Annotated in this window: 17 protein-coding genes; 1 reads left to right on the top strand and 16 read right to left on the bottom strand. The window is 55.3% G+C overall.

Going from position 1 to position 20,153, the window contains the following annotated elements; genetic code table 11:
* Positions 1-18 precede the first annotated feature (18 nt).
* From addB to KQI79_RS00185, 3 genes are all read right to left on the bottom strand, one after another.
* Positions 19-3,585 carry a helicase-exonuclease AddAB subunit AddB gene (gene addB / locus KQI79_RS00195; RefSeq protein WP_216536355.1) on the bottom strand — a complete coding sequence of 1,189 codons (3,567 nt, stop codon included), beginning with the start codon at positions 3,583-3,585 and terminating at the stop codon, positions 19-21.
* Positions 3,586-4,312: 727 nt separating this feature from the next.
* Positions 4,313-5,134 (bottom strand): SPL family radical SAM protein, encoded by an 822-nt coding sequence (locus KQI79_RS00190; RefSeq protein WP_216536195.1) that lies wholly within the window; start codon positions 5,132-5,134, stop codon positions 4,313-4,315.
* 106 nt (positions 5,135-5,240) lie between these two features.
* The gene (locus KQI79_RS00185) at positions 5,241-6,611 is read right to left on the bottom strand and encodes a class I SAM-dependent rRNA methyltransferase (RefSeq protein ID WP_216536194.1); all 1,371 of its coding nucleotides are present in this window, start codon (positions 6,609-6,611) and stop codon (positions 5,241-5,243) included.
* Between the two features lie 100 nt (positions 6,612-6,711).
* On the opposite strand from KQI79_RS00185, the gene KQI79_RS00180 reads away from it, so the two are divergent.
* The gene (locus KQI79_RS00180) at positions 6,712-7,677 is read left to right on the top strand and encodes a Na/Pi cotransporter family protein (RefSeq protein ID WP_216536193.1); all 966 of its coding nucleotides are present in this window, start codon (positions 6,712-6,714) and stop codon (positions 7,675-7,677) included.
* On the opposite strand, the gene KQI79_RS28430 is transcribed toward KQI79_RS00180, so the two are convergent.
* The 13 genes from KQI79_RS28430 to KQI79_RS00115 form a co-directional block, all read right to left on the bottom strand.
* On the bottom strand, positions 7,610-7,918 hold the full coding sequence (locus tag KQI79_RS28430; protein ID WP_483311355.1) for a hypothetical protein: 309 nt from the start codon (positions 7,916-7,918) through the stop codon (positions 7,610-7,612). The genes KQI79_RS00180 and KQI79_RS28430 overlap by 68 nt on opposite strands.
* Before the next feature lie 5 nt (positions 7,919-7,923).
* On the bottom strand, positions 7,924-8,355 hold the full coding sequence (locus tag KQI79_RS00170) for an NUDIX hydrolase (protein ID WP_216536192.1): 432 nt from the start codon (positions 8,353-8,355) through the stop codon (positions 7,924-7,926).
* A 72-nt stretch (positions 8,356-8,427) separates the two neighbouring features.
* Positions 8,428-9,780 (bottom strand): tRNA (N(6)-L-threonylcarbamoyladenosine(37)-C(2))-methylthiotransferase MtaB, encoded by a 1,353-nt coding sequence (gene mtaB, locus KQI79_RS00165; RefSeq protein ID WP_216536191.1) that lies wholly within the window; start codon positions 9,778-9,780, stop codon positions 8,428-8,430.
* A 4-nt stretch (positions 9,781-9,784) separates the two neighbouring features.
* Entirely contained in the window at positions 9,785-10,549 is a 765-nt protein-coding gene (locus tag KQI79_RS00160; RefSeq protein ID WP_216536190.1) for an RsmE family RNA methyltransferase, read from the bottom strand.
* 95 nt (positions 10,550-10,644) lie between these two features.
* Positions 10,645-11,334, bottom strand: a complete 690-nt coding sequence (locus KQI79_RS00155) for a site-2 protease family protein (protein ID WP_216536189.1) — start codon at positions 11,332-11,334, stop codon at positions 10,645-10,647.
* Between the two features lie 8 nt (positions 11,335-11,342).
* Entirely contained in the window at positions 11,343-12,320 is a 978-nt protein-coding gene (gene prmA / locus KQI79_RS00150; RefSeq protein WP_216536188.1) for a 50S ribosomal protein L11 methyltransferase, read from the bottom strand.
* Between the two features lie 120 nt (positions 12,321-12,440).
* Positions 12,441-12,821, bottom strand: a complete 381-nt coding sequence (locus tag KQI79_RS00145) for a hypothetical protein (RefSeq protein WP_216536187.1) — start codon at positions 12,819-12,821, stop codon at positions 12,441-12,443.
* 5 nt (positions 12,822-12,826) lie between these two features.
* Positions 12,827-12,985, bottom strand: coding sequence for a YfhD family protein (locus KQI79_RS00140; RefSeq protein ID WP_216536186.1), 159 nt, complete (start codon positions 12,983-12,985; stop codon positions 12,827-12,829).
* Between the two features lie 525 nt (positions 12,986-13,510).
* Entirely contained in the window at positions 13,511-14,704 is a 1,194-nt protein-coding gene (locus tag KQI79_RS00135; RefSeq protein WP_216536185.1) for an MFS transporter, read from the bottom strand.
* Positions 14,705-14,861: 157 nt separating this feature from the next.
* Positions 14,862-15,980: a molecular chaperone DnaJ gene (dnaJ, locus tag KQI79_RS00130; protein ID WP_216536184.1), complete on the bottom strand. Its 1,119-nt coding sequence runs from the start codon at positions 15,978-15,980 to the stop codon at positions 14,862-14,864.
* A 99-nt stretch (positions 15,981-16,079) separates the two neighbouring features.
* Positions 16,080-17,933, bottom strand: a complete 1,854-nt coding sequence (gene dnaK, locus KQI79_RS00125) for a molecular chaperone DnaK (protein WP_216536183.1) — start codon at positions 17,931-17,933, stop codon at positions 16,080-16,082.
* A gap of 44 nt (positions 17,934-17,977) precedes the next feature.
* Positions 17,978-18,547 (bottom strand): nucleotide exchange factor GrpE, encoded by a 570-nt coding sequence (gene grpE / locus KQI79_RS00120; RefSeq protein ID WP_483311359.1) that lies wholly within the window; start codon positions 18,545-18,547, stop codon positions 17,978-17,980.
* A 36-nt stretch (positions 18,548-18,583) separates the two neighbouring features.
* The gene (locus tag KQI79_RS00115) at positions 18,584-20,140 is read right to left on the bottom strand and encodes a TCP-1/cpn60 chaperonin family protein (protein ID WP_216536182.1); all 1,557 of its coding nucleotides are present in this window, start codon (positions 20,138-20,140) and stop codon (positions 18,584-18,586) included.
* Positions 20,141-20,153: the final 13 nt, after the last annotated feature.

Below are 20,153 nucleotides of genomic sequence, written 5' to 3'. Positions count from 1 at the left end.
TAACATGACACCGCCGGTTTACTCCCGCTTCGGCCGCTCGGCGCTTTCCGCCGCCGCGGCGGAGCCGTCTTTCCCCGCATCTTCCAGCAGCGACCACACTTGTTCTTTGTCCGGCTTCAAGAGCGAATTGAACTCATTGCCTTCGATCAACTCGTCGAATTGGCAAACCGGCTTATACGAGCAATGGGCGCATGCGGTTTTGTGCGCGATGCGGTACGGCTCGATCGCAACCTCGCCGTCCGTAATTCGGGTGCCGATGCGGCGGATCGTGCCCCGTACCGCTTGCCGCAGCGTATCCCATTGTTCCGGCGTCGCCACCGCCGCATTGCTGTAAAAGCCGCCATCCGCTTTCACCGCAACCGGAATCACTTGCGAATATCCTTTATCGAGCGTCGCGTCCATCAGCGACACGGCTTCGCGGTCCGCAAGCACGAGCCCTTTCATTTTGAAGCGTTTGAACAACTGCTCGTTCGCCTGATCGCGCGACATTCCGTTCGCGGTTTGCAGCAGCGGGTTATGTACGTGAAAATAGAGCGCGCCCCCAGGCAGCGCCGTTTCCCCCAGCCATGTCTCGGCGTGGGTGAGCAGCACGTCCAAATACGTCAGCATTTGCAGCGACAATCCGTAATAAACTTCATGGAGCCTTAAATCGGTCTGGCTCGATTTATAATCGATGACGCGCAGCAATACGCCTTGTTCGCCTTCCGCCTTGTCGACGCGATCGATGCGGCCGATAATTTCCATCGTGCAGCCGTTGTCGAGCGTAAATTGCAGCGGCGGCAACGGCTTGCCCGGCCCGAAATCGATCTCGAGCCCGACCGGTTCGAACGAGCCGCGGCGCGCATGTTCGCCCAGCACGATCGCGGCCCGGCCGACGATATCCTTCAGCTTGCGCGCAATATAGCGATAGCGCTTGGAGCTGTTCAAGATTTCGCCCTGCAAACGCGGAGCCAGCATATCGACGACATTCCCTGCGGCCTGCTTGCACTCTTCCGGCGACAAATCGCCCCAGCGCCGGTTGTCCTCCTTCATTCGTACGGCCATTTGGCTTAACGCCGCGTGAAACAGCTGCCCGATATCCGGCGCTTCCAGCCGGTACAATTGCCTTTCTTTCAACCGAAGTCCATGGGATGCGAAATGCGCGAACGGACACGAGACGAACCGTTCCATGCGCGAGACGCTCGCCCGCAAATGTTTGCCGTACAAGCTGCGGCTTGTCCGCTCCTGCAAAGATTCCGCGCCGTTCTTATAAAACAGCGACTGCAGCAGCATGCGCAATTTCGGACGCCAGGCCGGCTGGCTGCAAAACCAATTGTACGCCTCCCACCATACGTCGGACATCGCTATGCCGCGCCGCCAGCCTCGAAGTTCCGCAATCAAATAAGACAGCGCTCGTTCCGGATGGGCGATATAATCCAATTGTTCTTTCACGCTCAGTTGCGCATGCGGCTCGCCCGCCAGGAATCGTTCGCGAATGCCCGGAAAGATCGTGCGCAGGTGGCGCATCAGCTCCGACGGCAACAACGATTTCCCTTCCTCGTCCGCCAGCGGATAGCTGACCCATAAATGCCGGCTCGGCGCCGTAATCGCGTTATAGATGACGAAGCGTTCGTCTAGCAGCTTGCGGCGAATGCCAGGAGCGAGTTCCATACCGATACCAGCCAGCCGCTCGCGCTCCTGTTCGGTCAGCACTCCGTCCTCCACCGCCCGCGCCGGAATAACGCCGTCGTTCACGCCAAGCAAGAAGCTGTATTGCACCTGCCCGGCACGCGTCCGATCCATGCTTCCGATCAAAACCTGATCGAGCGCGGGGGGAACGAGCGCCAGCTTCAAACTTTCCAAGCCGGTTTCCAGTATTCCCGCGAACAACTCCGGCGCGAGTTGTTCGTCGCCCATCATCTCGACGATTTGATCCAATACGTCCAAGACGCCGCCCCATAATTGGCGATGCTCTTTCGCCTTTTGCGGCTGGCCCTCCGCAATACAGCGGCGGCTCAACCGGTCCAGCCTTTGCGGCGCTTCGACCCGAACGAGCAGACTGTAGACCGCTTCGCACATTCCGCGAACGTTGGCGGCATGTTTCAACGCTTTCTCGAACGCATGCAGCGGCCGGACAATTTGCATGCGGCATCGTTCGATCGATTCGGGCGCTTGTCCCTCCTGCTCCCGCTCCTCGGGCTGATCAGGATCGAGCGACGAATAGAGCGGCCGCCAAGGCTTGCCGTCCGTCCAGCGCGAGCCGCGGATGCCCGCCGCAAGCACGTAGTTTTCCAGCCGGTCCATATCGTCTCTTCCGATCGAACCGTCCTCCGGCAGCAGGAAATCCGTCTTCACGCAGCGGAACACCGCGTCGTACTGCCAATGGCGAACCGCAATTTCCACGGCGGAGCGAATAAATTCGATCAATGGATGGTGCAGCACGTTTTTCTTCTGGTCGAGAAAATACGGAATCTCATGATCCGCGAATACAGTTGCGATCAACGGCTCGTAATCGGCGATATTCCGCACCATAACGGCCATATCGCGCCAACGAACGCCTCGCTCCCGCGAAAGCCGCAGCATCTCGCGCGCGACGCCCTCCGCTTCCGCCCGGCGGCTTGCCGCGGCATGCAGCGATATTCCGCATTCCGGGCTGCCGAAGGTCAATGCCTTCGCATGCGGCGCTTTCCAAGGAATACGGCGGTCGTAAGCCCGCTCCAAATGGGCCAGCGCTTCATTGTCTGCGAATCGGGGCAGCGGCGTCTCCGTTAATACGACAGGTTCCTCGATCGCCACGCCGGATCGTTCCGCCATCTCTTTCAGCTGGATATACGTCGTGGCTGTCGGGTGAAACAGCTCCAGTTCATGAGGCTTCTCCCCGTGATCGTACGGCTTGTCCAGACAGCAGGTGACCGTTACGCCGGCAGCGGTCCGAATCAACTGCTCCAGCACCTGCAGCTCTTGCGGCGTAAAACCGTGAAAGCCGTCGATCCATATTTCCGCTTCGCGTATGTATGCCGAATGCTCCATCCCTTGCGCCAGCATGGCGAGCATGTCCTCCGAATCGACGTAATGCTGCGAGAGCGCGCCGGTAAATTCGCGATAAATTCGCGATATATCGTGAAGCTTATCCTGGATCAGCGTATGCCCCTTCATATGCTCCGCCGCAAACTGCGCATGCTCGTCCAGACGTTCCGGGTCGATGCAATAGCGTTTCAATTCATTGAACAGATCGTTCAAGCGGTCGATGAACCCCATCTGATCCGCCGCCGTATGGAAAAGACGCAGTTCCCGTTTGGAGCGGTGAATCATTTTGTACAGCAGCATCTTCTTGCCGTCATCATTGATCGGAACGAACGCCGTTCCCCCGGTTTCCTGCATGACCCGGTACGCCAAACGGCGGAAGCTGAGCACTTGCGCCCGGATCGTTCCCTGCAATTCCGGCGAGCTGACGAGCGCATGCTCGACTTGAAACGTCCCTTGCTCGGGGACGAGAATAATTAACGGCTTCCCGTCCGGATCGCTTCGCAGCTTATCGCGGATCCGATCCAAGCAATGCCGCGTTTTCCCGCTTCCCGAGCGGCCAATGACAAATTGAATCGACATCATTCCGCCCTCTTTCGACATAGAATAGATTAGCCCTATTTTAACATAATTGCTGTAAAATGCACCGTATTTGGGCGTGGAGAAAGTTGGATTCCATTCTGGTAAGGCAACTCTATGGAAATCATCCAGCGGTTGACCGAAAGGTTGCAGGCAGTTTGTTTGTCAATAAGAGCGAAGGAGATTCGCGGGATGGTAGATTCTGAGGCAATGAAAGACCTCCATTTAGATCGGAGTCGGTTTCGTTCATTATAACGATTTGCTGGAAAAGCGGGCAAAATGATCATACACATGAGCGGAGCGTGCATCGAATCAGCCGATTTTGTTCGAAATTTCATACACAAACGATGATTTGTGCCCTCATCCTGTAATTGTATGCGAAAAATCGTACAAAACAAGCGGAGCACGCATCGAACCAGTCGATTTTGTTCGAAATTTTGTACACAAATCGGATTTGAGCCGTTTGTTCGTTTAACACGGACACACAGATGCGCTTATTAGCATTGCCGAAAGGTCCTTGACACGTCGATTCGTTACAATGAACGAAACCGACTCGTCATTTTGCGCGTTACGTACAGGCTTACTTTAAAGCGTAAAAAAATCGTCGTACGAGCTAGGGGTTGACAGGTTTCGTTCATATGGGAACGTATCCGAAGTCCGTTACAATCTACGGGAGTTCAGGTACGATCTATTATGCAACCGATTCCAGCAGACGGATGCCTCCGGTCGATCAAGAAGGCGCGAACCCTTCCTGATTCAAACGGATTTGATCGTCGCGGAATACGGCTTGCAATCGTTCCAGCACTTTGGCCGTCGCCTTGGGAGAATACCATTCCGACAGGCCGTGTTGGTCGTAAATGGCGCGGATGCCGAGCTGCTCCGTCCGTTTGCCGAAGCTGCCGTCGCCTTGGAAATAATCGTCCAGGCACACCCGTTCCGTCACTTCCGCAAGCTTGGAGGCGAAACGATCGGAGCTTGGAAGCACCGGGGCGACCGCCGCTTGGGTCTGCAGTCCCGCAGCCGACAATTTCCGCAAAGCGGCAAATCTCGCCGCAATAGGTGGCGCCGCCGGCGCAAACAGCTTCCGCATCTCGTCCGAATCGGTCTCGATCGTCACGCTAATGCGAATGTTGTCCCCGAATTGCGCGAATAAATCGATATCTCTTACAACGAGCGGACTGCGCGTCTGTACGAATAAAAATTCGGGCGGATTTTCCGCCAACGTCTCCAGCAGCGATCTCGTCAATCGTTCACGATGCTCGATCGGTTGGTAAGGATCGGTGCTGGAAGACATGAAAATCGTGACAGGCCCTTTCTTTTTCGCCGAAAGAAGCTCTTTGCGCAGCCGCTCCGATGCGCCTTCCTTCACATGGACCCATTCGCCCCACTCCAATCCGCGAAACATGGCGACCGGCAGCTTGCGCACATAACAATAGGAGCATCCGTACGAACATCCGGCGTATGGATTGAGAGAATGGCTATAGCCTGCCAGAAAACCGCCCGTCGCAGTCAAAATGCGGCTCGGCGGCTTCCGCGTCTCCTCGATTTTCATGTTTTCCGCCTCCCATTCAAGTTCGAACCTAACTGTCTGTTATCATCTAACATCCTTATTGTCTAACATCCTTACCGGCTTACCGACGCTTTCGACGCATCGCCGTTTACAACCGGCTTCTTACTTCGAAAATCGCGAACTTCAAGTAATGCCCTTCGTTGACGCCGAGAATTTGCGGATGGTCTTTGCCCGCGGCCCGCCATTCGATCAGGCGCAATATTTTGCCCGCGTCGGCGGCCGCTTCTTGAATCGTCTGCAGGAACAAGTCCGGGCGCATATGGTACGAACAGCTTGCCGTCACCAAATATCCGCCTTCGTTGACCAGCTTCATGCCATGCAAATTAATGTCCTTGTACCCGCGGCAAGCGCCCGCCACTGCGCTCTTCGTCTTGGCAAACGCGGGCGGATCGAGAATGACGACATCCCAAGTGCGTCCGCCGCCGGCCGTCAACGGCTTGGAAGTATCCACTTTGCCGCGCTGTCCCTCCCCGCGTTCGGTCCGTTCCTCCAAGCCTTTCACCTGGCTGCGCAAATAATCGAATGCGTCGGCGACGACGAATTCGACCCGATCCGTAAATCCGTTCCATTCTACATTGCGCCGCGCGCTTTCGATCGCATGCTCGGAGATGTCCAAACAGGTTACCTTCTTGGCGCCGTATTTGCATGCGTGCAGCGTAAAGCTGCCCGTATGGGAGAAACATTCCAGAACGGTTGCTCCGTCCCAATAAGGGAACGTAACCGTTTTGCCGTTCGCATTGACAGGCCGGCGCTGCAGCACGCCGTCTTCCTCGACCTCCCGCAGCGCAATCCCGCTGCGCGCTCCCCAGCCGGCCATTAACGGCGCGATCGAGGCGCGATTTTCGCGTTGATCGAAAAAGTAGCCCGTTTTTTGCCCTTCCACAATGTCTACCTCGATCTTCAGTCCGTTCTCGGTAACCGTGACATGGCGCGGACATTCGCCGTACAACTCGCCCGTTCTCTGCTCCAAGCCTTCCAATTCCCGGATCGCCACGTCGCTGCGCTCATAGATGCCCTTCGGCCGCACCGTGTCAACCAGCGCCCCGACAATCTCTTCCCGCCGCCGATCCATGCCGAGCGTCAGCAGTTGCACGACCAGCACATCCGCAAATCGGTCCACGATCAATCCGGGCAAAAAATCGGCTTCCCCGTAAACGAGCCGATAAGCGTCCGCCTCGCCGAGAAAGCGCGAACGATGTTCCAGACAGCGGCGGAAGCGTTCGGCAAAAAATGAACGGTCCATCCGTTCGATCGGCGCGTACGAGACGATGCGCACCGTTATTTTCGATTGCGGATTGAAATAACCTGTCGCGAGGTATCGCCCTTGATGATTCGACACTTCGACCAAATCGCCGGCAACCGGCTCCCCTTCCACCCGTTCGATTTCATTCTCGAATATCCAAGGATGCCCTTGTTCCAATCTTTTCTTCCGGCTTCGCTGCAAAATGACGGATGCCATATATCCTCCTAACCGGCATCGAACGATGCCGAAATGCTTGTCATGGTTGTCTTGCTTGTTTCATAAGTATGTATAACTATGCCGCAAAGGAGACCCGCAAATGTTGCATGATATTATTTTACCCCTCTGCATCGGATTGGCCGTTTTTTTGTTCGGCATGAAAATGATGGAATTTGCTTTGCATTTATGGGCAGGTCCGCGAATGATCCAATTGGTCCATTCTTCGACGCAAACGCCCGTGCACGGCATGGTCGTGAGCGCCGGAGCGACGGCTTTGCTCCAGAGCAGCACGGCGATTACCGTTATCTCGATCGGACTTGTCAATGCCGGGCTGCTCTCGTTTCCGCGCACGCTCGGCATTATTCTCGGCAGCAATATCGGCACTTGTTTAACGACCGAATTAATCGGGTTGAATATTAATCATTTGGGCGGGCCGCTCCTGTCAGCAGCCGTCGCCTTATGGATATTGGCCGTCGTCGCGGCGGAAATCGCACCTCGTCCGTTCGAACGGATCGCGCATTGGCTTCAGCCGATGCAATATGCGGCGATTGCCGTTGCCGGATTCGCGCTCGTACTGATCGGAATCCGCTATATGCAGTCCATCGGCTCCGTATTGCAATCCTACGGCATGTTCGCCTGGTTTCTCGAACGTTCGGGACAAAGCTTGCTGTGGGGCATCGCCGCCGGCGCCTGCCTCACCGCGATCATCCACAGCAGCGCGGCGATGATCGGCATGACGATGGGACTGGCGGCCATGGGCGCCATTCCTATCGATCTCGGCGTTGCGATCGTACTCGGCGCCAACATCGGCACTTGCGTGACCGCGTTAATGGCCTCCTTCGGGGGGAGCCGATCCGCAAGCTTCGTTGCATGGTCTCATATCGCCCTCAACGTCGGAGGCGCGATCCTGTTCTATCCGTTGATCGGACATTTGCAAGCCGCCTCCGCCTGGATTTCGGCCGATCCCGCCGGGCAAATCGCCCATGCGCAAACGATCTTCAATATTGTATGTTCTTTGCTTGCCCTTCCGCTGTGCTACCTCCCGGTATGGAAGAAGCTCGGTTGACGATCGCCGCGCCCGAACTTGTGCCGATGCGGATTGCGTCCGCTTCGATCGTTGGCGCCGCCGTGTCGGTATCGCGCACGCCGCCGGACGCTTCCCCCAGATATGCGCGATAGGAAAGCCCGCATGCCGCGGCGACGGCGCCCGGATCGGACCGGCAGTTCGCGGCGTGCCGGCACCCAGACGCGTTTACACAAACGCTGTAGAAGCCGTGCCGCTTCGCTTCCAGCTGTTTTGTAAGCACATCCTTTACTGTCCCGCCTTTTGTCCCAATTTTTCAAACGCTTTCCGCAAGACATTATCGTTATTCGAATAGCCGTGTTGCTTCTGTTTGTCCCAAGCTTCTTCCGGGGCATACCACGCTACGCCCTCAATTTCTTCCGTTTGCGCCTGCAAAGAGCCTTCGACCGCTTCCACCAAAAAATAATGAACGATTTTATCGACCGTTTGTCCATCCGCCTTGCTGTATTGGTAGGCAATCCGTTCGATCGGCTCGACAATGCGGCCGGTAATCCCGGTTTCCTCCGCGATTTCGCGCAGCGCCGTTTGCTCCACCGTTTCTCCCGGTTCCATTTTCCCTTTAGCCAAAGAAATTTTGCCGTACCGGTCCTGTATCAGTTGAATTTCAAGCCGATCCGCCCGTTTGCGGAATACGACGCCGCCTGCGGAAATTTCCTGCATTCGAATTCCTCCTTCGCCTCTCGAAATAACAATCACCCCGTCTTAGCCAGACGGGGCGGTTGAGATCCATGTTTAACTATTGGCCGCCCTCGGAGCGTAATCTGCGTCGTCGATCACGCGCACCAACCGGCCTTCGCTTTCGTTGACTCCCGCCTCGGTAATTTTCACGCGGCACAGCTTGCCGATGAGCGACTCGTCGCCGTCGAAGACGACTTGCAAGTAATTGTCGGAATAACCCATCAGTTTGCCCGTTCCCGGCGCCCCTTTATAGTCGCGTTCCGGAATGACGTCAACCACCTGTCCGACGAATCGCTTGGCGTAATCAAGCTGCATTCGCTCCGACAAGTCGATCAGTTCATGCACGCGCGCATGCTTCACTTCTTCGTCCACCTGATCCTCCATCCGCGCCGCCGGCGTACCGGTCCGTTTCGAATAAGGGAATACGTGCATCTCGGAAAAATTCATTTTTACCATAAACTCGTAGCCGTTCCGGAACATTTCGTCCGTTTCCCCCGGAAACCCGACGATGACGTCGGTCGTAATCGCTACATCCGGCATCGCTTCGCGAATCCGTTCGATTTTCTCGGCGAATTCGGCCACCGTATATTTGCGGCGCATTCTCTTCAGCACTTCGTCATCGCCCGCTTGCAGCGGAATGTGCAAATGGCGGCACATTTTGGCCGATTTGTTCAGCACTTCAAGCACTTCTTCGGTAATTTGGCTCGCTTCGATCGAACTGATGCGCACGCGCTCCAGCCCGTCGACTTTATCCAAATCCCACAATAAATTGGCAAGGCGGTAATTTTCCAAATCGTCGCCGTAACCGCCCGTATGGATGCCCGTCAGGACGATTTCCTTGTAGCCGGCGGCTACGAGCTGTTTCGCTTGCTCAATGACGCTTTCCGGATTGCGGCTGCGCGACAGGCCGCGCGACCACGGAATAATACAAAACGTGCAGAAATTGTTGCAGCCTTCCTGAATTTTCAAAAACGCCCGCGTCCGATCCGCAAAATCCGGCACGTCAAGCTCTTCGAATTCGCGCGTCTTCATAATGTTGCGCACCGCGTTGACCGGTTTGCGTTCTCGTTGAATTTGCTCGATATACGGCATCATTTTATCCCGGTCTTGGGTCCCGATGACGAGGTCGACACCCGGGATGTCCATAATTTCGGCCGGGGACGTCTGCGCATAGCAGCCCGTCACGGCGATAATCGCGTCGGGATTGCGGCGAACGGCGCGGCGAATAATTTGCCTGCTTTTCTTGTCGCCCGTATTCGTGACTGTGCATGTGTTGATCAAATAAACGTCGGCCGTTTGTTCGAAATCGACTTGCTCGTAGCCTTCGTTTTTGAACAACTGCCATATTGCTTCCGTATCGTAAAAATTGACTTTGCAACCTAATGTATAAAATGCTACCGACGGCATTTGGTCAAACTCCTCCCATCTCTCCGGATTCATATAATAGGCACGTCAAACCGACCATCGCGGCCGTTTCCGTGCGCAATATTCGCGCTCCCAACCCTACCGGCTTCGCCCCTGCCGCTTCCGCGGCCAAGCATTCGCCCTCGGCGAACCCGCCTTCCGGGCCGATCACGAGCAGAACGTCTAACGTTCCGCCGCCGTCCCTTTTATGGATCAAAGGCGAGATGCATTCGCGCAATTTGCCGGATTGTTCTTTTTCATAGCAAAACAAAACAAGATCGTACGACGCGAAACGATGCAGCAATTGCTTCCAAGCATTCGTCTCTTCCACTTCGGGAATGCGCCCGCGATGCGCTTGTTCCGCGGCTTCCTTCGCGATTCTGCTCCATCTCTCCAGACGCTTCGTTTCTTTCTTCGCATCGTACTGGACGATGGTCCGTTCGGATACGAACGGGATAAAACGCACGGCGCCGATTTCCGTACATTTCTGAATGACGGTCTCCATCTTATCGCCTTTGGGCAAGCTTTGCGCAACCGTTACCTGCAGCCAAGGCTCCTGCGTAACGGGCCGCAGCTCGATAATTTTCGCTTCGACGCTGCCCGTGCCGATATTCGCAATCTCGGCTACCGCCTCGCGCGATACCCCGTCGCACACAACGATCTTCTCGCCGCTTCGGGCACGCATCACTTTCGTCAAATGGCGCGCATCGTCGCCGACGATCGTCACCGTATGTTCGCCGAATTGGTCCGGCGCAATAAAATAACGCTGCATGTTCATCAACCTTTAATCGCTCTAAATCACCAAACAACATCATAACTCTTTTGCCCCGCAAAATCTAGCGTTTATAACATTTACCACAGAACGATCTACGTGCCGAACAATGTCGTGAAGAAACGGTAGAAACCGACATGAATCGGCTGAATCAGCGAAAATAGCGGCACGAGCGTCACCTTCTGGATCGGCGGGATAAAGACGATAATCAAAAAAATGAAAATAGACCATTTCTCCAACTGCTGCAGCTTCCCGCGCAGGCCGCGAGGCGCCAAATCCTCCAAAATCCGGTACCCGTCAAGCGGGGGCAGCGGAATCAAATTAAACAGAAACAATAAAATATTGATATTGACCAAATAGCCTAGGAAAATGTCGATCGCTTCGTATACGCGGACATTTTGCGATAAGATCCATTCGGCCAAATGAAACCGGAATAGAATATAGTAGAGCATCGTCCCGATGAACGCGACGAATAAATTGCTCATCGGTCCTGCCGCCGAGACGACGATCCCCATCAGGCGCGGATTGGCGAAGTTGTCCCGATTGACGGGAACGGGCTTCGCCCAGCCGAAGCCGGCGACGAACAACAAAATCGTACCGAGCACGTCAAGATGCACGCGCGGGTTTAACGTAACCCGCCCGAGCAGCTTCGCCGTAGGATCGCCGAATTTGTACGCAAAATAAGCATGCGAAAATTCATGTACCGTAAATGCGACCATTAAGACGAGAAAAATAAAGGGTACATGCTCTAGAGGAAAACGGACGAGCTGCTGCAACATTTCCATAGATTCACCTACTTCTTTCTCGCGACAAACGCGATCCAGTCTTCGTCGCGGAACCGTTCCACGATCGTGAAGTTCGCTGCTTCCAGAGCGTCCGCAACGACTTGCTCTTTATTTTTGTATATGCCGGAGGCGATGTACGTACCGCCCGGCTGCAGAACCCGATATACATCGTCAATAAACAGCAGAATAATCTCGGCCAAAATGTTGGCGACGACCACCTGAACGGGCAGCGTAACGCCGAGCTTGGCACCTTCCTCGCCGTTTGCATCGTTCAACACTTGAAGCAGATCGCTCAAATGAACGGTAATTTGATGTTCCAATCCGTTTAAACGCACATTCTCCCCGGCGCTCGACACCGCCACCGGGTCCAAATCAAGCGCGAGCACCTGCTTCGCCCCCAGCTTCGCGGCTCCGATCGCCAAAATGCCCGAACCGGTGCCGACGTCGATAACCTCTTCCCCGCCTTGAATGACGCTCTCCAATGTGCGCAGGCAAAGCGAAGTCGTCGGATGCGTGCCGGTTCCGAACGCCATGCCGGGATCGAGCTCGATCATTTTCTCGTCTTGGCTCTTAGGCGCGTATTGTTCCCACGTCGGCTTAATGGTTAACGTATCCGATACGCGAATCGGCTTGAAATATTGCTTCCAGGCGTTCGCCCAATCTTCCTCGTTCACAGTGCGAAAACGAATGGTATATTGGCCCGGATCGATGTCGAATTCGCGCAGCTGCTCGATGCGAGGCCGTATTTGCTCCGCGATTTCGTCCATATCGGTTTCCTCGGCGAAGTAACCTTGAATGACTGCTTGTCCTTCCGGAATATCGTTCAGCGGAAACTCGTACCATTGCCCGAGCGATGTATCCCGCTTTTTGTTCAACGTTCCCGATTCTTCAATCGATACGCCGCCCGCACCCGCTTCATGCAAAAAATTGGAGATCATCTCCACCGCTTCCTCGGTCGTATGTATCGTTATTTCATGCCACAACATCGATGTTCCCCCCAAATTGCTTTATCGTTTTATTGTACTATACAATATAATATTTCACAAAAAAACTCCCGTGGTCGGGAGTTAAAATGCGTGTTCCAAAAGTCAGCTTTTCAGCACCGCTTAAAGAAGGGTGCCGCCTTCCAGTTCGATAATTCGCTCCGCCTTGTCACGCATCTCGTCGCTGACGCTCGCCGAGAGTACGATATGGCGCTGCGGAGCGCCGCCGTTGCCGTCGTCCCCGAGCGCGTCTCCCAGTTCGGAAACGGCAGCGAACGGAATCATTCCGCCCAATGCGGATGCGGTCGATCCCGGCATATAGCCCATGCCTCCGAGGGCGGCGGCGGCATAATACCCTTCTTCGTCCGAAAGTCCGGCATCGTCCGCGCGGCCGCCCGTCCGGTTGAACGACACTTGCTCGATTCGCAGCGCCTTCAACTTATTGGCTGCGGCTTCCGCGTCGGCCTCCCGCACGAACGCCGCTTTCAACTGCGCTTCGCTCATGGCTCTCACTCCGCTTCCTGGCGCCGGTCCGCTTCCGCCGCGCGGCGCTGCGCCGTTACATCCGCCTGATCCGCGAGCTCTTGCGCAAACTCGACATCTTCGTTTTTCGCGACCGGCAAACGGTTGTTAGGATTTGCGCGTCTTTTTCCGTTATTGTTGTTCATCGGTCTTCTCCTTAGCTGTTTCATTCTATTGATGGTAAGCCTTGCTTATCCTATAGAATGCTTCAAACAAAAAGATTTTAACCGGAAGGCGAAGATCGCCCGCCATCCGGGGCGATTCCGGCTTGAGCAGGCGATCTTCCGTCGCATTTATTCGACGGCGGGCCGAACTTCGGCGAACGAAGAAAGGGCTTGAGGGTGCTTTGCTTCCGCGTTGTTCCAAAATTTCAGCCTGCCTTCAGAAACGGGGATCTATACTGTATAAAATACAACATTTCGTTTCTTCTCCTGATAAAAATGCTGGCAATGTTGCAGTTTATACAACATTTTGCCTTTAGAGCGGGGCTTGAAGCGATTTCAACCCCGATTATGTTGCATTCTATGCAGCATAGCGCCCCATTCCGCCTTCTCTCCGCCCGAAATGTTGTATTTCTTACAACATGTCTGCGAGCGATTCGGCGGCGGGCAAATCGGCAACGGGCAAGATTGAAACAATCCGGCCCCCTCAGGGAGTGCCGGATTGTCTGCTTAAGCGGACTCCGTAATCGTTTGCGGTACGACGCGCTTCTTCAACCGGAAAGCGACGATGCTAAGCAGGAGCAATATGGCGAATCCTCCTGCCAATAATCCAATCGCGGCGCCCATCGTCAGGCGCTCGATCGTCCAGCCGGTGGCAAGCGGCAGCAGCGCGCCGCCAATCCCGCCGCAAGCGATGAGAATGCTGGTCGTTCGCTCCGTTCTGCCCGGCAGCAGCGCATTGGCGTAGATGAGCGCTATCGCGAAAATGCCCGACATCGTCAAGCCCAACGCCATAATGGCCGCGAACGAGCTCCATCCGTTCGGAGCGAAGCCGAAAGCGATAAAAATGACGAGCGATCCGAGCGTGCTCCAAAGCAAATAATTGGCGTATTGGATCTTCTCGGCGATGAAGCCGGCGAATAAGCGCCCGATCGCCATCGTAATCCAGAAAAACGTGACGCTTAGCGATGCGGCGGCCGGCGTGATGTTAATATGATCGATCAAAACGGCAGGGACGAAGTTGACGATGCTCATCTCGACGCCGACATAGACGAGAAAGAAGCAAGCGAATATAACGAGAAGCGGAAGTTCCCGCCGAACATATGCCGCTGTGCCGGTCTTAGCCGCGGAAACGCGGGCCGATTTGGCGATGTCGCGGTCTACTTTGCCAAGCGGCAATAGCGCCCAGCATAAAGCCATAATCAAAGAAAATACGCCAATTAGGATAAAAGAATACTGCCAGGCCGACCGTAAAATCAACCAACTGGCGATCAGCGGCATAACAAGCGCGCCGACGCCGAACAACACTTCCAGCCTGCTCATGACGACCGCTTTCTTCTCTTCGATATAATCGATGATCAACGCGCCGACAACCGCCTCGATGCCGCCGAACCCGAACCCGGCGACAAATCCGATCGCGTACATCCATTCCCAGGCGGGAAGGAAGCTGTACGCCAGTTCGGCAACGCCTAAGCAAGCGGACAAGACGACTAAACAGCTGCGCTTGCCCCATCTCGAAGATAACCACGGAATCGCCAGCACTCCCACAAGGAAACCGCTGAATTGAGCGAATACGAGTTGTCCGCCGACGCCGTAATTGACGCCGTAACGCCCGACCATCTCGACCAAAACCGATCCGATGACGACATGGGCCAATCCGATTAATAAATACGATAAACATCCCATCCAAATTAGTCTGTTCATTGGCTACGCTCCCGCATTCGATTCGTAATCCCCATATTATAAATCTTTTTACGAGAAAATCAATACAAATCATTCCAATTTGCTGTTTAGGAAAACGCCCGACATATAAAAAATATCCCGCTCCACGATGGCATTGTGGAACGGGACGGATGGCGAATTATTCGCCGCGAAACGCTCTTTTCATCCGGTCAAAAAATGATTGCTGCTGTTCATGCGTATGTTCGCCGTCTAATCCGGCAAACTGGCGGAGCAATTCCTTCTGCTCCTCGCTTAATTTCGTCGGCGTAACGATCACGACTTTGACGTGCTGATCGCCTTGCCCGATGCCGCGCAAGCGCGGAACGCCTTTTCCTTTCAAGCGGAAATAGGTTCCTGTCTGCGTTCCGGCCGGAATCTTCAGCTTCACCTTCTCGGTCAAGGTCGGAATCTCAATCTCGTCGCCGAGCGCCGCCTGCGCGAACGTGAGCGGCACTTCGCAATAGATGTCGTCGCCTTCCCGATCGAAGAAATCATGCGGCTTGACGCGGAAGACAATATATAAATCCCCCGGCGGTCCGCCGCGCAAACCGCTCTCCCCTTCGCCGGACATGCGCAGTTGCGCGCCGTCGTCGACGCCTGCCGGAATTTTGACGTGAATGGTGCGTTGTTTTTTCACTTTGCCCGCGCCGTGACATGTCGTACAACGTTCTTTGATGATTTTGCCCGTTCCGCCGCATGTGGAGCAAGCCCTGCGGTTGACCATCCGGCCGAACGGCGTATTCTGCACCACTTCCTGTTGGCCGGTCCCGCGGCATGTCGAGCAGGTTTCCGGCTTGGTGCCCGGTTTCGCCCCCGTACCGAAGCAAGTGTCGCAGTTTTCCGTACGCGGTATCTTAATGTCCGTTTCCTTGCCGAATACCGCTTCCTTGAACTCGATCGTCATCGTATATTGCAAATCGTTGCCGCGCTGCGGCGCATTCGGATCGCGCCGTCCGCCGCCGCCGAAGAACATGTCGAAGATGTCGCCGAAGCCGCCGAAATCCGCGCCGCCGAAGCCGCCTCCCATTCCCTGGTTCGGATCGATATGGCCGTATTGGTCGTACGTGGCGCGTTTTTGCGTATCGCTCAGCACGTCGTACGCTTCCTTCACTTCTTTAAACTTTTCTTCTGCGTCCGCGGCCTTATTGACGTCCGGGTGATATTGCCGTGCCAACTTGCGGTACGCTTTCTTAATCTCATCTTCGGACGCGTTCTTCCCGACGCCGAGCACTTCGTAGTAGTCCCGCTTGTTTGCCATTAGTCAACCCCCATCTTATGATTACAAAACGAAAGTCAAAGCCAAGTTTGCGCCTGGCTTTGACTATGCCGTTTCAACGTACGTTTGCGTTGCTGAAACTTATTTTTGATCTTTCTGATCGTCAACGACTTCGTAATCGGCGTCGATGACATTGTCCTTGCCTTTGGCTGCGCCGCCGTCTTGCCCCGCGTCTGCCCCGCCTTGCGCTTGCTGCGCCTGAGCCGCTTGCTCGTACAGCTTGACGGACAATTGCTGCACGATTTGCGTCAACTCTTCCGAAGCCGATTTGATCTCATCGATGTTATCCGATTCGACCGCTTTTTTCACTTTGTCCTTCGCGGCGTTCGCTTTGTCGATCTCTCCTTGATCCACTTTGTCTCCGAGATCTTTCAACGTTTTCTCCGTCGTGTAGACGAGTTGGTCCGCGTTATTTTTCGCTTCGACGAGCTCTTTGCGTTTGCGGTCCTCTTCGGCATGCAGCTCGGCGTCTTTCATCATGCGCTCGACTTCTTCGTCGCTTAAGCCGCTGGAGGAAGTGATCGTAATTTTTTGGCTTTTGCCTGTTCCTTTATCGGTTGCCGATACGTTGACGATCCCGTTCGCGTCGATATCGAAAGTAACCTCGATTTGCGGCACGCCGCGCGGTGCGAGCGGAATGTCGCCCAACATGAAGCGTCCGAGCGTTTTATTGCCCGCAGCCATTTCGCGTTCCCCTTGCAATACGTGGATTTCAACGCTAGGCTGATTGTCCGCATAAGTGGAGAAAATTTGCGATTTGCTTGTCGGAATCGTCGTGTTGCGTTCGATCATTTTCGTAAATACGCCGCCGGCCGTTTCAATTCCGAGCGACAGAGGCGTCACGTCGAGCAGAACTACGTCTTTTACATCCCCTGTCAATACGCCGGCCTGAACCGCCGCTCCGAGCGCGACGACTTCGTCCGGGTTCACGCCTTTGTGCGGCTCTTTGCCCGTCAAACGTTTAATCGCTTCTTGTACGGCCGGAATGCGGGTGGAACCGCCGACCAACACGACTTTATCAATATCGTTCGGCGTTAAGCCGGCGTCGGTTAACGCTTGTCTTGTCGGGCCCATTGTCCGTTCGACGAGCGATTCGGTCAATTCCTCGAATTTGGCGCGTGTCAAATTCAATTCCAAGTGTTGCGGAACTCCGTCAACGACGGTAATGAACGGAAGCGAGATCGTCGTCGTCATGACGCCGGACAATTCTTTCTTCGCTTTTTCCGCCGCGTCTTTCAAACGTTGAACCGCAGCTTTGTCTTTGCTTAAGTCGATGCCTTGTTCCTTTTTAAACTCGGCTACCAAATGGTCGATAATCGCTTGGTCGAAATCGTCGCCGCCCAGATGGTTGTCGCCGCTCGTCGCCTTCACTTCAAAGAAGCCGTCGCCAAGCTCCAGAATGGATACGTCGAACGTTCCGCCGCCAAGGTCGAAGACGAGAATCGTTTGATCGTCCGCTTTTTCCATCCCGTATGCCAAAGCGGCCGCCGTCGGTTCGTTCACGATGCGAAGCACATCCAGGCCGGCGATTTTGCCGGCGTCTTTCGTCGCTTGGCGCTGGCTGTCGTTGAAATAAGCCGGAACGGTAATGACCGCTTGCGTGACCGGTTGGCCCAAATACGCTTCGGCATCGCTTTTCAGCTTTTGCAGAATAATCGCGGAAATTTCCTGCGGCGTATAATCTTTGCCGTCGATCGTTTCTTTATGATTCGTGCCCATGTGGCGCTTAATCGAAATGATAGTGCGGTCGGGATTCGTAATCGCCTGGCGTTTCGCCGTTTCCCCGACGATACGCTCGCCGTCCTTCTTGAATCCGACGACCGAAGGAGTCGTCCGGTTGCCTTCCGGATTCGGAATAACGACCGCCTCGCCGCCTTCCATTACCGCAACGCAAGAGTTTGTCGTTCCTAAATCGATACCGATTACTTTACCCATACTACTACCTCCTGAATATATTGTGAGCTATTTCCACATCTCGGTTACCCGCTTACTTTCACCATAGCCGGGCGCAATACTTTATCCTTCAACATATATCCTTTTTGGACTTCTTCGACCACGATGCCTTCTTCATGATCGTCCGATTCCACTTGCATAATCGCCTGATGGAATTCGGGGTTGAAAGGCTGGCCGACCGCGTTCATCGCTTGCAGTCCTTCCTGTTCCAACACTTGAAGGAACTGGCGGAAAATCATGTCCACCCCTTTGGAAAAGGAGGACATTTCGGGATTGTCCTGGCCTGCCTGCAAGGCTCGTTCGAAATTGTCGACAACCGGCAGCAATTGGTCGATCAGTTTCATCGAAGCGTATTTGGCCAATTCTTCTTTTTCCTTCAGCGTACGTTTGCGGAAGTTATCGAAATCGGCTTGCGCTCTCAGCAGCCGTTGATTGTTCTCTTCGGCCAATGCGCGCAACTGTTCCAATTCATTCGTTTGCTCCGTCGGCTGCTCTGCGTTCGCTTCCGTTTCCGTCCGCTCCTCTGCCGGAGATTCTGTATGTGAAGAAGCAACTTCTTGTTGCTGATCATTCGTCTCTTCCATTGTCTCGTCCACCTTCTTATCCATCGTATTCTCTTTCCGATTCACGATTCATTCACCTCCTTGACGCATTTTGATGACATTATGAATGCGCAGCACGGCGGCTGCCACTTCGCCCGCGGCCTGCAGCGCGTGTATTTTCACCAATGCGGGATCGACGATCCCCAGTTCGGCGTAATCGATCAAGCCGCCTGTATCGCAATCGACGCCGATCGAATCGCAATTTTGCTCGAGCTGCGCCGCCCGCGCCTCCTCCACCTTCTCGAGCGGATTAAATCCGGCGTTCAAGACGATTTGCGCCATCGGTTTGCTGAGCGCTTGCGCCACCGCCATCAGTCCGAACGTTTCCATTCCTTTGACCGTATCCCGATGACGCTCGAGCTCGGCGGCGACGGCCAATTCCGTCGTGCCTCCGCCGGGCAGAATGCCCCGCTTCACGGCGGCTTGAACGGCGGAAGCCGCATCGGCGGCGATCCGCGCGCGCTCGCCTACCACTTCGGCGGTGCTGGCGCCGACGATGATCGTCACCGTCTGGCCGTCTATCGCTCCCTCGATCCGCTGCTCGCTCGCCGCCAGCCGAACGCGTTCGAGCCGTTCGTCATAGTGTACGCTGCCCACAGTGCCTAGCATGCGTCCGATTTCTTCTTCCGACTTATGTAAGGCCGTACGGCGCATCGGAACGGCTCCGGTCAGGCGGCATATGCGCGCGATTTCGTCCCGGTTCACCCTTTGCAGGACAATCATTCGATGATCGTGGCAGAACTGCTCGGCATCCGGATGAATGCCCCGTTCAAGCACGATCAGCCCGATATCGAGCGCCCGGAGCCGTTCGAGCTGCGCCTCGAAATGTTGGCGCAATTCCATATATCGCGCCAAGCCCGCTTCCGTCGCCATCAACTCTTCGCCGAGCTGCTCCGGCTCGAGCGCGTCGCGCAGCACTAACACGCGCGCGTCCGTTCTAGCCGTTACGGCATGGCGGTGAACCGGCTTGTACCGAAGCAGTATGCCCGGCCATACTTCGTTGTCCGCCTTTTCATGCGCCGATACGGCGTCGGCCAAATGAAATTGCGGGTCCAGCAATTTGTCCTTGCCGAGCCGCTGCGCCGCTTCCATCACCAAATGGACGATGTCCGCTTGTTCGCGCCCGGCGATGTAAGCCGTTTGCCTTAACAGCGGATCGTCCAAGCTGGTAACGGGACGGGCCCGGCGCTGCAGCGCTTCGATCGCCAGAGCGACGCCGCGCTGCAAACCGGACACGACTTTGGTAGGAGGGACGCCGCGCGTCACCTGGGAGACGCCTTCCTGCACCATGGCGCCCGCGAGCACGGTCGCCGTCGTCGTGCCGTCCCCGACTTCCCGCTGCTGGGAACGGGCGACCTGAATCAACAGTTTGGCAGCGGGGTGAGTCACATCCATCTTATCCAATATCGTGACCCCGTCATTCGTAATGATAATCTCCCCGTTCGTACCGACGAGCATCGCATCCAGCCCCTTCGGGCCGAGCGTGCCTTCAACGGCGGAACATACGGCCCGGATCGCGCCCGCATTGTTAATCAGCGCCGCATAACGCTCGTCGCTATCGAGCGCGTTTGGTTTCCCTTGACTCATACCCGCCGCTCCC

This window comes from Paenibacillus sp. MSJ-34 (assembly GCF_018918005.1).
GTDB lineage: Bacteria > Bacillota > Bacilli > Paenibacillales > Paenibacillaceae > MSJ-34.
Note: the sequence above shows the minus strand (reverse complement) of the source record. Positions and strands in the feature narration are given on the sequence as shown.

Excerpts from the sequence above, each read along its gene's own strand:
- dnaK (WP_216536183.1), bottom strand. The coding sequence starts at position 17,933 with ATGGGTAAAGTAATCGGTATCGATTTAGGAACGACAAACTCTTGCGTT.
- KQI79_RS00190 (WP_216536195.1), bottom strand. The coding sequence starts at position 5,134 with ATGAAAATCGAGGAGACGCGGAAGCCGCCGAGCCGCATTTTGACTGCG.
- KQI79_RS00155 (WP_216536189.1), bottom strand. The coding sequence starts at position 11,334 with ATGGAAATGTTGCAGCAGCTCGTCCGTTTTCCTCTAGAGCATGTACCC.
- KQI79_RS00145 (WP_216536187.1), bottom strand. The coding sequence starts at position 12,821 with ATGAGCGAAGCGCAGTTGAAAGCGGCGTTCGTGCGGGAGGCCGACGCG.
- prmA (WP_216536188.1), bottom strand. The coding sequence starts at position 12,320 with ATGTTGTGGCATGAAATAACGATACATACGACCGAGGAAGCGGTGGAG.
- KQI79_RS00140 (WP_216536186.1), bottom strand. The coding sequence starts at position 12,985 with ATGAACAACAATAACGGAAAAAGACGCGCAAATCCTAACAACCGTTTG.
- KQI79_RS00160 (WP_216536190.1), bottom strand. The coding sequence starts at position 10,549 with ATGCAGCGTTATTTTATTGCGCCGGACCAATTCGGCGAACATACGGTG.
- KQI79_RS00170 (WP_216536192.1), bottom strand. The coding sequence starts at position 8,355 with ATGCAGGAAATTTCCGCAGGCGGCGTCGTATTCCGCAAACGGGCGGAT.
- KQI79_RS00180 (WP_216536193.1), top strand. The coding sequence starts at position 6,712 with ATGTTGCATGATATTATTTTACCCCTCTGCATCGGATTGGCCGTTTTT.
- KQI79_RS00185 (WP_216536194.1), bottom strand. The coding sequence starts at position 6,611 with ATGGCATCCGTCATTTTGCAGCGAAGCCGGAAGAAAAGATTGGAACAA.
- dnaJ (WP_216536184.1), bottom strand. The coding sequence starts at position 15,980 with ATGGCAAACAAGCGGGACTACTACGAAGTGCTCGGCGTCGGGAAGAAC.
- KQI79_RS00115 (WP_216536182.1), bottom strand. The coding sequence starts at position 20,140 with ATGAGTCAAGGGAAACCAAACGCGCTCGATAGCGACGAGCGTTATGCG.
- addB (WP_216536355.1), bottom strand. The coding sequence starts at position 3,585 with ATGTCGATTCAATTTGTCATTGGCCGCTCGGGAAGCGGGAAAACGCGG.
- KQI79_RS00135 (WP_216536185.1), bottom strand. The coding sequence starts at position 14,704 with ATGAACAGACTAATTTGGATGGGATGTTTATCGTATTTATTAATCGGA.
- mtaB (WP_216536191.1), bottom strand. The coding sequence starts at position 9,780 with ATGCCGTCGGTAGCATTTTATACATTAGGTTGCAAAGTCAATTTTTAC.